Source organism: Pseudomonas sp. B21-053 (assembly GCF_026016365.1).
Classification (GTDB): Bacteria; Pseudomonadota; Gammaproteobacteria; order Pseudomonadales; family Pseudomonadaceae; genus Aquipseudomonas; species Aquipseudomonas nunensis.
Genome location: NZ_CP087205.1, coordinates 109,406 through 122,023 on the forward strand (window position 1 = coordinate 109,406; position 12,618 = coordinate 122,023).

Annotated in this window: 10 protein-coding genes, 2 tRNA genes and 1 rRNA gene; 5 read left to right on the forward strand and 8 right to left on the reverse strand. The window is 56.8% G+C overall.

Features of this window, described 5'->3' with window-relative positions:
* Window positions 1-3: 3 nt before the first annotated feature.
* From LOY68_RS00545 to LOY68_RS00580, 8 genes are all read right to left on the reverse strand, one after another.
* Window positions 4-321: a DUF2388 domain-containing protein gene (locus LOY68_RS00545; RefSeq protein WP_163910464.1), complete on the reverse strand. Its 318-nt coding sequence runs from the start codon at window positions 319-321 to the stop codon at window positions 4-6.
* Between the two features lie 107 nt (window positions 322-428).
* The gene (locus tag LOY68_RS00550) at window positions 429-746 is read right to left on the reverse strand and encodes a DUF2388 domain-containing protein (protein ID WP_054047916.1); all 318 of its coding nucleotides are present in this window, start codon (window positions 744-746) and stop codon (window positions 429-431) included.
* 300 nt (window positions 747-1,046) lie between these two features.
* A complete protein-coding gene (locus LOY68_RS00555) occupies window positions 1,047-1,262 on the reverse strand; it encodes a DUF1127 domain-containing protein (RefSeq protein WP_030129620.1) in 216 nt (71 codons plus the stop codon).
* Between the two features lie 319 nt (window positions 1,263-1,581).
* Window positions 1,582-3,075 (reverse strand): acetyl-CoA hydrolase/transferase family protein, encoded by a 1,494-nt coding sequence (locus LOY68_RS00560; RefSeq protein ID WP_054047914.1) that lies wholly within the window; start codon window positions 3,073-3,075, stop codon window positions 1,582-1,584.
* A 180-nt stretch (window positions 3,076-3,255) separates the two neighbouring features.
* On the reverse strand, window positions 3,256-4,692 hold the full coding sequence (locus LOY68_RS00565; protein ID WP_265042406.1) for an NAD(P)(+) transhydrogenase (Re/Si-specific) subunit beta: 1,437 nt from the start codon (window positions 4,690-4,692) through the stop codon (window positions 3,256-3,258).
* The gene (locus LOY68_RS00570) at window positions 4,692-5,015 is read right to left on the reverse strand and encodes an NAD(P) transhydrogenase subunit alpha (protein ID WP_007947884.1); all 324 of its coding nucleotides are present in this window, start codon (window positions 5,013-5,015) and stop codon (window positions 4,692-4,694) included. Before LOY68_RS00570 ends, LOY68_RS00565 begins: the two co-directional genes overlap by 1 nt.
* 15 nt (window positions 5,016-5,030) lie before the next feature.
* On the reverse strand, window positions 5,031-6,152 hold the full coding sequence (locus tag LOY68_RS00575; protein ID WP_265042407.1) for a Re/Si-specific NAD(P)(+) transhydrogenase subunit alpha: 1,122 nt from the start codon (window positions 6,150-6,152) through the stop codon (window positions 5,031-5,033).
* 435 nt (window positions 6,153-6,587) lie between these two features.
* Window positions 6,588-7,487, reverse strand: a complete 900-nt coding sequence (locus LOY68_RS00580; RefSeq protein ID WP_054617216.1) for a LysR family transcriptional regulator — start codon at window positions 7,485-7,487, stop codon at window positions 6,588-6,590.
* 157 nt (window positions 7,488-7,644) lie between these two features.
* Between LOY68_RS00580 and LOY68_RS00585 the strand changes: the two genes are divergently transcribed.
* From LOY68_RS00585 to LOY68_RS00605, 5 genes are all read left to right on the forward strand, one after another.
* A complete protein-coding gene (locus LOY68_RS00585) occupies window positions 7,645-8,826 on the forward strand; it encodes an acyl-CoA dehydrogenase (protein ID WP_163910462.1) in 1,182 nt (393 codons plus the stop codon).
* 13 nt (window positions 8,827-8,839) lie between these two features.
* Window positions 8,840-10,060, forward strand: coding sequence for a CaiB/BaiF CoA transferase family protein (locus tag LOY68_RS00590; RefSeq protein ID WP_265042408.1), 1,221 nt, complete (start codon window positions 8,840-8,842; stop codon window positions 10,058-10,060).
* A gap of 629 nt (window positions 10,061-10,689) precedes the next feature.
* Window positions 10,690-12,228: ribosomal RNA gene (locus LOY68_RS00595) — 16S ribosomal RNA — on the forward strand.
* Between the two features lie 83 nt (window positions 12,229-12,311).
* Window positions 12,312-12,388: transfer RNA gene (locus LOY68_RS00600), tRNA-Ile, on the forward strand.
* 33 nt (window positions 12,389-12,421) lie between these two features.
* Window positions 12,422-12,497, forward strand: a tRNA-Ala gene (locus LOY68_RS00605).
* Window positions 12,498-12,618: the final 121 nt, after the last annotated feature.

A 12,618-nucleotide genomic window follows, 5' to 3' on the forward strand; every position in this document is an offset into this window, starting at 1 on the left:
TAACTATTGGACGAGAATTGCCTGTGCCAGTTCAAGGTCGCTGGCATGAAGTTTTGGCTGGGTCCGACGCAGATAATCCAGGGCGGATTCCAGTTGCGCTCCTCGCAGTTGGCCGTCACTGGCAATGAACGCCGCGGCGTCATCCTGAGCGGCGATCAGCAGTTTATGGTCGAAGGGCGCGGAGGTCACCATGCTTGTGGCATAACCGCTGACCACAGTGCCTTGTGTCGAGAGATTGAAAGCGTCGAAGGCATGGGCCGATCCCGACCAGCAGGCCACGAACATCGCTTGCGTGAGCAACAGATTCGAAAGAAAACGCATGAGACTCGATAGCTGGAAACGAGTCCCAAGGCTAGCGCAATGCCCGGACTAGAGCCAGCGCCGAAACATTGGGACACGATGGGCGTGTCCCGCCGTTGCGCTGATGCTTAGATCGCCAGAATGGCTTGGGCCAACTGTGCGTCAGTCGCGTTCAACTGAGGTGCCTGGTGGCGGATCTCGTCGAATGCGCTTTCCAGTTTCACGCCGCGAATATCGCCGTTGCTGGCAACGAAGCTGGCGGCGTCATCACGAGCGGCACGCACGATCTTGTTGTCGCGCAGCGAAGAGGAGACATCGGAAGTTGCGTCGGAACTGGATTTGAGCGCGCCAACGACGGCGTCGGTGGTCACGATAAAGCTGGTGGCGTTGGCGTTGGCAGCCACGGCGAGCAGGGCTGCAGCGCTCAGCAGACGAAGACGGGACATGGGGTAGCTCCTTTGGATAAACCGATTGAGAGGTGGCGCAGTGTCTGAAAGGTCAGACGCCTGTCATACGGCGTTCGCCACGTTCTGATTGGATATTAGGCTGGTGCGCAGGGAATGGAACAGCGCAGATGGATGAAATGACAGTGTACTGGTCTATTCCATTTTTAATAAAACTGTACTGGTTTGGCTTTTCAAGGACTCTGAAACGACAAAACCCGTCGTGGTTTCCCACGACGGGTCTTGTTTGTTCAATTCGGGTTGCTGGCGGTGGACCCTACAGGTCAGAGCCAGCGACGCTACTTAGCGCCAGAACGGCTTGCTCAGCTCTTCGTAGCGTTGTGCTTCGCTAATCCCGGCATCAGCCAGCAGACGCGAATCCAGACGAGCCAGTTGATGGCGGCTGGTAATGCGGCGCTGCCACAACATCAGGTTGGCGATAACGCGAAGAGGCATGGAAGCCTGGGTTTTTGCAGCGGTATCTTCGAAGAACAGTTCGGAACTGAGTGTACGTTCCATGGTTGACATCCTTCCGCTTGTGGCGGGATTAGGTAGTGGTTTAACTGATGCCAATGATCCTCCTGTTTAGCCAGTCCCTCTAGATACAGTTCACTTGTATTGTGAGGGATCAATTAACTGTTTATAGGGGGTGTACTGGTCGAAATTGAGGCAACTGTACTTGTCCGCACTAAATAGGTGCATTTTAGGCGTATCGACTCGGAAATGTAGGAGATTACGGTAGGAAAAGACCAGTACAGCAGTACAGTTTTCGACAGGAAAGGGTGTTGCGAGTAGCAACTGACGCAACTGTGTTTGCGTCAGCTGTTATTTGGGTCGATCAGACCGCCAGCATCCGCCCGGTTTCTTCCAGGTTGATGTGCCAGCTCAGGGCATCACGCAGGATGTGCGGGGTGTGTCCGCCAATGGCACAGGCGGCTGTGAAGTAGTTATTCAGGGCTTCGCGATAGTCCGGGTGCACACAGTTGTCGATGACCACCCGGGCTCGCTCCCGCGGCGCCAGGCCTCTCAGGTCGGCCAGGCCGATCTCGGTCACCAGGATGTCAACGTCATGCTCGGTGTGGTCGACGTGGCTGACCATCGGCACCACGCTGGAAATCGCGCCGCCCTTGGCGATCGACTTGGTGACGAAGATCGACAGGTGCGCATTGCGCGCGAAGTCACCCGAACCGCCAATGCCGTTCATCATCCGCGTGCCGCAGACATGGGTGGAGTTGACGTTGCCGTACAGGTCGAACTCCAGCGCCGTATTAATGCCGATGATGCCCAGGCGCCGCACCACTTCCGGATGGTTGGATATTTCCTGAGGGCGCAACACAAGCTTGTCTTTGTAATGCTCCAGATTGCCGAACACATCAGCATTGCGCCGCGCCGACAGAGTGATCGAACTGCCCGAGGCAAAACTCAGCTTGCCGGCATCGATCAGGTCGAACGTCGAATCCTGCAACACTTCCGAATACATCGTCAGGTCTTCGAACGGCGAGTCGATCAAGCCACACATCACCGAGTTGGCGATGGTGCCGATCCCGGCCTGCAACGGCCCCAGCTTGTTGGTCATGCGCCCGGCAGCCACTTCCTGTTTGAAGAAGTCGATCAGGTGATCGGCGATGGCCTGGGTGTCAGTGTCCGGTGGCAGCACGGTAGATGGCGAGTCGGATTGGTTGGTGATCACGATCGCAACAATCTTCTCCGGCGGGATCGGGATGGCAGTGCTGCCAATGCGATCGTCGACCTTCACCAGTGGAATCGGCGTGCGGGTCGGGCGGTAGGTCGGGATATAGATGTCGTGCAACCCTTCGAGGTTCGGGTTATGCGCCATGTTGATCTCGACGATGACGTGCTTGGCGAAGATCGCGAAGCTGGCCGAGTTGCCCACCGACGTAGTCGGCACGATATGGCCCTGCTCGGTAATCGCCACGGCTTCAATCACCGCGATGTCCGGTCGTGTGAGTTGCTGGTTGCGCAGCATCTCAACGGTTTCCGACAAATGCTGGTCGATGAACATGACTTCGCCGGCGTTGATCGCCTTGCGCAGGGTGCTGTCGACCTGGAACGGCATGCGCCGCGACAGGACGCCGGCTTCGGTCAGCTGTTTATCGAGGTCGTTGCCCAGGCTCGCGCCGGTCATCAAGGTGATTTTCAGCGGAGTGATTTTGGCGCGCTCGGCCAATGCGTGCGGCACAGCCTTGGCTTCGCCGGCGCGGGTGAAACCGCTCATGCCGACGGTCATGCCGTCCTCAATCAGAGCGGCAGCGTCAGCGGCGCTCATCACCTTATCCAACAACGAAGGCAAGCGAATACGATCACGGTACATGGATTGTTATCTCGGGCAACGGAAGCAAGGTGTGCAGTCTAGTGACTTGAAAAAAATCCGTCCCGCTACCATGGTCGAATGCCGAGCCCTGATTTAGAGCCTTTGGTCGGGTTTCACGGGGAATAAAAAAACCCCAGCCTACTAAAGGCTGAGGTTTTGGGTATTGCGTTGGAGCAGGTTTTACTCGACAGCTTTGACCATGTCTTCGATGACCTTTTTAGCGTCACCGAAGACCATCATGGTTTTGTCGAGGTAGAACAGTTCGTTGTCCAGGCCGGCATAACCGCTGGCCATCGAGCGCTTGTTGACGATGATGGTCTTGGCCTTGAACGCCTCGAGAATCGGCATGCCGGCAATCGGCGATTTCGGATCGTTCTTGGCGGCCGGGTTGACCACGTCGTTGGCGCCGAGCACCAGCACCACGTCGGCCTGACCGAATTCGGAGTTGATGTCTTCCATCTCGAACACCTGGTCGTAAGGCACTTCGGCCTCGGCCAGCAGTACGTTCATGTGGCCAGGCATCCGACCGGCAACCGGGTGGATCGCGTACTTCACGGTCACGCCGCGATGGGTCAGCTTCTCGGTCAGTTCTTTGAGCGCGTGTTGTGCCCGTGCTACCGCCAGACCGTAGCCCGGAACGATGATCACGGTGTCGGCGTTGGTCAGCAGGAAGGTTGCGTCGTCAGCCGAACCGGATTTCACCGGGCGGACTTCTTTTGAACCAGCAGGGCCGGCCGCATCTGCTGTGTTGCCGAAACCGCCGAGCAGCACATTAAAGAAGGAACGGTTCATCGCCTTGCACATGATGTACGAGAGGATCGCACCAGACGAACCTACCAGCGAACCGGCAATGATCAGCATCGAGTTGTTCAGCGAGAAGCCGATGCCCGCCGCTGCCCAACCGGAGTAGCTGTTGAGCATCGACACGACGACCGGCATGTCCGCGCCACCAATCGGAATGATGATCAGCACGCCAAGCACGAAGGCCAGGGCTAGCATCAGCGCGAAGGCACTTAGATTGCCGGTCAACATGAAGGTGATGCCCAGCGCCAGTGTCGCCACGCCCAGCAACAGGTTCAGTTTGTGCTGGCCACTGAACTGTACCGGTGCGCCCTGGAACAGGCGGAACTTGTACTTGCCCGAGAGCTTGCCGAAGGCGATCACCGAACCGGAGAAGGTGATTGCACCGATGGCCGCGCCGAGGAACAGCTCCAGACGGTTACCGGCAGGAATCGCATCACCCAATTGCTTGACGATACCCAGCGATTGCGGCTCAACCACCGCAGCGATCGCAATGAACACCGCCGCCATACCGATCATGCTGTGCATGAAGGCGACCAGTTCCGGCATCTTGGTCATTTCAACGCGCTTGGCCATGATTGAACCGGCAGTGCCGCCGACCAGCAAACCGACGATGACGTAGCCAATACCAGCGGTGGCGAGCTCAGCGCCCAACTTATAGATGAGGCCGACGGTGGTGAGGATCGCCAGCGCCATGCCGAGCATGCCGTACACGTTGCCGCGCCGCGACGTGGTCGGGTGCGACAGGCCTTTGAGGGCCTGGATAAAGCAGATCGACGCGATCAAGTAGAGCGTCGTGACAAGATTCATGCTCATTACTTAGGCGCCTCTTCTTTTACGACTTTCGGGGCTTTTTTCTTGAACATCTCAAGCATCCTGCGGGTAACCAGGAAGCCACCAAACACGTTGACCGCCGCCAGAGCCACCGCCAGGGTGCCCATGGTTTTGCCCAGTGGCGTCACGGTCAAAGCCGCTGCCAACATGGCGCCGACGATCACGATCGCCGAGATTGCGTTGGTCACCGCCATCAAAGGCGTGTGCAGTGCAGGTGTAACGTTCCAGACCACGTGATAACCGACATAAATCGCCAGCACGAAGATGATCAGGTTGTAGATACCGGGGGAGATAAGCTCTTCCATCGTCTGAATCCCTGCTTAGGCGTTTTTGCGGATGACTTGGCCGTCGCGGCACATCAGGCACGCGGCGACGATGTCGTCTTCTAGGTTCACTTCGAACTGGCCTTCTTTGTTGAAGACCAGCTTCAGGAAGTCCAGCAAGTTGCGGGCGTAAAGCGCCGAAGCATCTGCAGCAACTTCACCGGCCAGGTTGGTCGGGCCGCAAATGGTCACGCCATTCTCGACGACGACCTGGTCGGCCACGGTCAGCGGGCAGTTGCCGCCCTGGGCTGCGGCGAGGTCGATGACCACCGAGCCTGGCTTCATCTGCGCCACGGTTTCCGCGCTCAACAGCGTCGGCGCCTTGCGGCCCGGGATCAGTGCGGTGGTAATGACGATGTCGGCCTGCTTGGCGCGTTCGTGCACGGCCAGTGCCTGGCGCTGCATCCAGCTGGCGGGCATCGGGCGCGCGTAACCGCCGACACCGACGGCGCATTCACGCTCTTCATCGGTCTCGTAGGGTACGTCGACGAACTTGGCGCCGAGGGATTCGATCTGCTCTTTTACCGCAGGACGCACGTCGGACGCTTCGATCACCGCACCCAGGCGTTTCGCCGTGGCGATCGCCTGCAAACCGGCAACCCCAGCGCCGAGAATCAGCACGCGCGCCGCTTTCACGGTGCCCGCCGCCGTCATCAGCATCGGCATGAAGCGCGGATAGTGGTGAGCCGCCAGCAACACGGCTTTATAGCCGGCAATGTTCGCTTGGGAGGACAGCACATCCAGGCTCTGAGCGCGGGAGGTGCGCGGCGCGGCTTCCAGCGCGAACGCGGTAATGCCGCACTCGGCCAGCTTGGCGATGGTTTCATTGCTGAACGGGTTGAGCATGCCGACGACAATGGTGCCGCTCTTGATCAGAGCCAGCTCGCTGTCGCTGGGGGCGACCACCTTGAGAATCAGCTCGGCACCAAATGCATCGTTGGCGCTGCCAATGGTTGCGCCTGCCGCTTCATAAGCACTGTCGACAACGCTGGCTTTAACGCCGGCGCCGCTTTGTACAGTGACCTTATGACCCTGGCCGATCAGCTTTTTGATGGTTTCCGGGGTTGCAGCAACCCGTGTTTCACCCGTTTGGGTTTCGAGAGGAACACCAATGTGCACGTCAAATCTCCTGCGTGATCTTATTGAGTAAACCCAGGCACTTCGGATGGTGCGGCTGGGGCGGCCGATCAGCACGATCCCGCCAAATCAGGGCGGGGCGCGGCATTTTGCAGGCGAACTTTGTGCCCTTCAAGGGATTATGACGGGTGACGGAAAATTAACTACAAGTCACCCCGTGACCGAATGTCGCAACTAGCCGGTTCAATCCCTTGCAGGCCGTGCCTTGTAAGGATTCTGGTCGAATTTCAATAATTTACACATCGGCGCCGTGAATGAGGGGTCATTGCCTCGAAATAGAGGCTCAAGGCCACGACTTCAGGCGCTTGTGGGACGTTTGTACTGCATGTCGGTACAGTCTATGAATATGCGACAAATACTTATATCTGTAGTGTTTTAGATTTGCTGACTACGAGGTCAGTTAAATGCCGGCAGCCTTTATCCTTCTAGGCTGTAGCCATGCGCCTGATTCACCAGCCAGTCGCGAAAAGCCCTTAAAGAGGCCGATTCGACCTTTCGCTCAGGAATCATCAGGTAATAAGCCTTGATGCTCGACAGGGCTTGGGGATTGGCAATCACCAGGCGCTTCTCCGCCAATTCGCGCTGAATCAGAAACGGCGGAATCAGCGCGATCCCCATGTCGTGCATGGCCGCCTGCGCGAGCATGGAGAATAGCTCGTAACGCGGGCCTGTCATGTCGCGAGGGATATTCAGGTTCTGGGAATTGAACCACTGACGCCACGCGTACGGGCGTGTGGTCTGCTGCAGCAGGGGCAATTCCGCGATGTGAGCGGGTGTCAGATTTGTCTTCTTGCCCAATAGGGCGGGGCTGCACACCGGCATCGGGTTTTCTCCCATCAGCCTGTGGGATTCGGTACCCGACCAATCCGCATCGCCGAAGTAGATCGCCGCATCAAATTCGGTATCGGCAAACAGGAAGGGCCGTGTGCGGTTAGTGAGGTTGACCGTTACTTCCGGGTGTTTGTGCTGGAAATCCTTGAGTCGCGGCAGCAGCCACTGGGTGCCGAAAGTTGGCACCACCGCCAGTTCGATGACATTGGTGCCTTGCTGGCCCATCACCGACAGCGTGTCCCGCTCAACAGCGTCGAGTTGCGTGGCCACGCGACGGCTGTAGGAAAGCCCGGCTTCTGTCAGCTTCACGCCGCGCCGGGAACGTCGGAACAGTTCGACGCTGAGAAACTCCTCAAGGCTGGCGATCTGTCGGCAAATCGCGCCCTGAGTGAGGGAAAGTTCCTGTGCGGCCTTGGTAAAGCTCTCATGACGCGCTGCCGCTTCGAAGCTGATCAGCGCGGTTGTGCTGGGGATTTTCCTGCGCATGTACGTGAACCTCACTAATACATCGCATTAATGACCTTTCGCGATGTTTCGGAGTGAGAAATTAGCACAACAGTATGCGAAATCCTCGTTTGCCGAGACGGCGAACCGGGCCTAGGATCAGTCCACGTTATTTGACCCGATTCGAGAGGACACACTCATGGGCGGTAAAGCTAGCTTCAACTGGATCGATCCCCTGCTGCTGGATCAACAGCTCACCGAAGAAGAACGCATGATCCGCGACACCGCCGAGCAGTTCGCTCAGCAGAAGCTCGCGCCGCGTGTTCTCGAAGCTTTCCGCCATGAAAAGACCGATCCGGCGATCTTCCGCGAAATGGGCGAAGTGGGCCTGTTGGGTGCGACTATTCCTGAGGAATACGGTGGCAGCGGCCTGAACTACGTCAGCTACGGCCTGATCGCCCGTGAAGTCGAGCGTGTCGATTCCGGCTATCGCTCGATGATGAGCGTGCAGTCCTCGCTGGTCATGGTGCCGATCAATGAATTCGGCACCGAAGCGCAAAAGCAGAAGTACCTGCCAAAACTGGCCACTGGCGAATGGATCGGCTGCTTCGGTCTGACAGAGCCAAACCACGGTTCCGACCCGGGCGCGATGATTACTCGTGCACGCAAAGTGGAAGGCGGCTACAGCCTGACCGGCAGCAAAATGTGGATCACCAACAGCCCGATCGCCGATGTGTTCGTGGTCTGGGGTAAGGATGATGCCGGCGACATCCGCGGTTTCGTATTGGAGAAGGGCTGGAAAGGCCTGAGTGCCCCGGCGATTCACGGCAAGGTTGGCCTGCGTGCGTCCATCACCGGCGAAATCGTCATGGACAACGTGTTTGTCCCTGAAGAGAACATCTTCCCGGATGTCCGTGGTCTGAAAGGTCCGTTTACCTGCCTCAACTCTGCGCGTTACGGCATCTCGTGGGGCGCACTGGGCGCTGCCGAGTTCTGCTGGCACACCGCTCGCCAGTACACCTTGGATCGTCAGCAGTTCGGTCGCCCATTGGCGGCTACTCAGTTGATCCAGAAGAAACTGGCCGACATGCAGACCGAAATCACAATGGCCCTGCAAGGTTGCCTGCGTCTGGGCCGTATGAAGGATGAAGGTACTGCTGCAGTCGAGATCACTTCGATGATGAAGCGCAACTCCTGCGGCAAATCCCTGGATATCGCGCGCATGGCCCGCGACATGCTGGGTGGTAACGGTATCTCCGATGAGTTCGGCGTTGCGCGCCACCTGGTCAACCTGGAAGTGGTGAACACCTACGAAGGTACGCATGATGTGCACGCGCTGATCCTCGGTCGCGCGCAGACCGGCATCCAGGCGTTCTATTAATAGGAGAACGGCCATGGGCGCGCTTTCGCATCTACGGGTACTGGATTTATCGCGGGTGCTGGCCGGGCCTTGGTCCGGGCAGATCCTGGCGGACCTTGGCGCTGAAGTGATCAAGGTCGAGCGCCCGGGTAACGGTGACGACACGCGCGCCTGGGGGCCTCCGTTCCTTAAAGACGCCTATGGCGAGAACACCAGCGAGGCTGCCTATTACTTGTCGGCCAATCGCAACAAACAATCGGTAACCATCGACTTCACACGGCCTGAAGGCCAGAAGCTTGTGCGTGATCTGGCGGCGAAGTCGGACATCCTGATCGAGAACTTCAAGGTGGGTGGCCTGGCGGCTTATGGTTTGGACTATGAGTCGCTCAAGGCAATCAATCCGGACCTGATCTATTGCTCGATCACCGGGTTTGGCCAGACCGGGCCTTACGCCAAACGCGCAGGTTATGACTTCATGATCCAAGGGTTGGGCGGCTTGATGAGCCTGACGGGGCGACCTGAAGGTGATGAGGGCGCCGGGCCGGTGAAAGTCGGCGTAGCGCTGACGGATATTTTGACCGGGCTCTATTCGACGGTAGCGATTCTGGCGGCCTTGGCGCATCGGGATCATGACGGTGGCGGCCAGCATATCGATATGGCGCTGCTGGATGTGCAGGTGGCTTGTCTGGCGAACCAGGCGATGAACTACCTGACTACCGGCAATGCGCCGAAGCGCCTTGGGAATGCGCACCCGAACATTGTGCCTTATCAAGATTTTCCTACGGCGGATGGCGACTTCATCCTCACCGTGGGTAATGACGGGCAGTTCCGCAAGTTTGCCGAGGTGGCGGGTCAGCCGCAGTGGGCAAACGATCCGCGCTTTGCTACCAACAAGCTGCGGGTTGCCAATCGGGCGGTGCTGATTCCGCTGATTCGCCAGGCGACGGTGTTCAAGACTACAGCTGAGTGGGTGGTGCAGCTTGAGCAGGCGGGTGTGCCGTGTGGGCCGATCAATGATCTGGCGCAGGTGTTTGCTGATCCGCAGGTTCAGGCGCGTGGGTTGGCTATAGAGCTGCCCCATGCATTGGCTGGAATGGTTCCCCAGGTGGCGAGTCCGATCCGGTTGTCTGAGACGCCTGTGGAATACCGCAACGCGCCTCCTCTATTAGGGGAGCATACGCTGGAGGTATTGCAGCGGGTGTTGGGTCTGGATGCTGGCGCGGTGGCTGCTTTCAGGGACGCTGGAGTGCTTTAAGGATTCCTTCTATATAGAAGCGCTTGTTTTATAGAGGGAGTCGGGCTGTTTTCCGGGCTTTTGCAAGTTATTGATAGAAAAGCAAAATCAGTGCTGACGGCAGATTCTGGAAGTCTATAATTCGCCCCACTTCCGGCGCAGTCGAAACGGAAAACTCCTTGGTAAACAAAGAGTTATGCGGTTTTCGACAGCGGATTGCTTCAGATCATCGAAGCCCCGAAGGAGTTGGTTGAGCGGTGTTGTGTGGCTCGATTGACGGTTCGATCTTCTCGGTCGAAAGCGGAGTAAAAGAGGTGTTGACAGCAGCGAGTAACGCTGTAGAATTCGCCTCCCGCTAACGAGAGATCGAAAGCGCAAGTGGTTGAAGTTACAGAGGAAACTTTGAAAACTTCTTAAAATAACCGCTTGACAGTAACTGGCGCTGCTGTAGAATGCGCGCCTCGGTTGAGACGAAAGAATCAACCCACCGCTCTTTAACAACTGAATCAAGCAATTCGTGTGGGTGCTTGTGGAGTCAGACTGATAGTCAACAAGATTATCAGCATCACAAGTTACTCCGCGAGAAATCAAAGATGTAACCAACGATTGCTGAGCCAAGTTTAGGGTTTCTTAAAAACCCAAAGATGTTTGAACTGAAGAGTTTGATCATGGCTCAGATTGAACGCTGGCGGCAGGCCTAACACATGCAAGTCGAGCGGCAGCACGGGTACTTGTACCTGGTGGCGAGCGGCGGACGGGTGAGTAATGCCTAGGAATCTGCCTGGTAGTGGGGGATAACGCTCGGAAACGGACGCTAATACCGCATACGTCCTACGGGAGAAAGCAGGGGACCTTCGGGCCTTGCGCTATCAGATGAGCCTAGGTCGGATTAGCTAGTTGGTGAGGTAATGGCTCACCAAGGCGACGATCCGTAACTGGTCTGAGAGGATGATCAGTCACACTGGAACTGAGACACGGTCCAGACTCCTACGGGAGGCAGCAGTGGGGAATATTGGACAATGGGCGAAAGCCTGATCCAGCCATGCCGCGTGTGTGAAGAAGGTCTTCGGATTGTAAAGCACTTTAAGTTGGGAGGAAGGGCATTTACCTAATACGTAAGTGTTTTGACGTTACCGACAGAATAAGCACCGGCTAACTCTGTGCCAGCAGCCGCGGTAATACAGAGGGTGCAAGCGTTAATCGGAATTACTGGGCGTAAAGCGCGCGTAGGTGGTTTGTTAAGTTGGATGTGAAATCCCCGGGCTCAACCTGGGAACTGCATTCAAAACTGACAAGCTAGAGTATGGTAGAGGGTGGTGGAATTTCCTGTGTAGCGGTGAAATGCGTAGATATAGGAAGGAACACCAGTGGCGAAGGCGACCACCTGGACTGATACTGACACTGAGGTGCGAAAGCGTGGGGAGCAAACAGGATTAGATACCCTGGTAGTCCACGCCGTAAACGATGTCAACTAGCCGTTGGGAGCCTTGAGCTCTTAGTGGCGCAGCTAACGCATTAAGTTGACCGCCTGGGGAGTACGGCCGCAAGGTTAAAACTCAAATGAATTGACGGGGGCCCGCACAAGCGGTGGAGCATGTGGTTTAATTCGAAGCAACGCGAAGAACCTTACCAGGCCTTGACATCCAATGAACTTTCCAGAGATGGATTGGTGCCTTCGGGAACATTGAGACAGGTGCTGCATGGCTGTCGTCAGCTCGTGTCGTGAGATGTTGGGTTAAGTCCCGTAACGAGCGCAACCCTTGTCCTTAGTTACCAGCACGTTAAGGTGGGCACTCTAAGGAGACTGCCGGTGACAAACCGGAGGAAGGTGGGGATGACGTCAAGTCATCATGGCCCTTACGGCCTGGGCTACACACGTGCTACAATGGTCGGTACAGAGGGTTGCCAAGCCGCGAGGTGGAGCTAATCCCAGAAAACCGATCGTAGTCCGGATCGCAGTCTGCAACTCGACTGCGTGAAGTCGGAATCGCTAGTAATCGCGAATCAGAATGTCGCGGTGAATACGTTCCCGGGCCTTGTACACACCGCCCGTCACACCATGGGAGTGGGTTGCACCAGAAGTAGCTAGTCTAACCTTCGGGAGGACGGTTACCACGGTGTGATTCATGACTGGGGTGAAGTCGTAACAAGGTAGCCGTAGGGGAACCTGCGGCTGGATCACCTCCTTAATCGACGACATCAGCTGCTCCATGAGCTCCCACACGAATTGCTTGATTCATTGAAGAAGACGATAAAGAAGCAGCCCGAAATTGGGTCTGTAGCTCAGTTGGTTAGAGCGCACCCCTGATAAGGGTGAGGTCGGCAGTTCGAATCTGCCCAGACCCACCAATTTTGCTTGTGTGGGAACGCCTGTAGAAATACGGGGCCATAGCTCAGCTGGGAGAGCGCCTGCCTTGCACGCAGGAGGTCAACGGTTCGATCCCGTTTGGCTCCACCACTACTGCTTCTGTTTGTTGAAAGCTTAGAAATGAGCATTCCACCAAAACGGTGATGAATGTTGATTTCTAGTCTTTGATTAGATCGTTCTTTAAAAATTTGGGTATGTGATAGAAAGATAG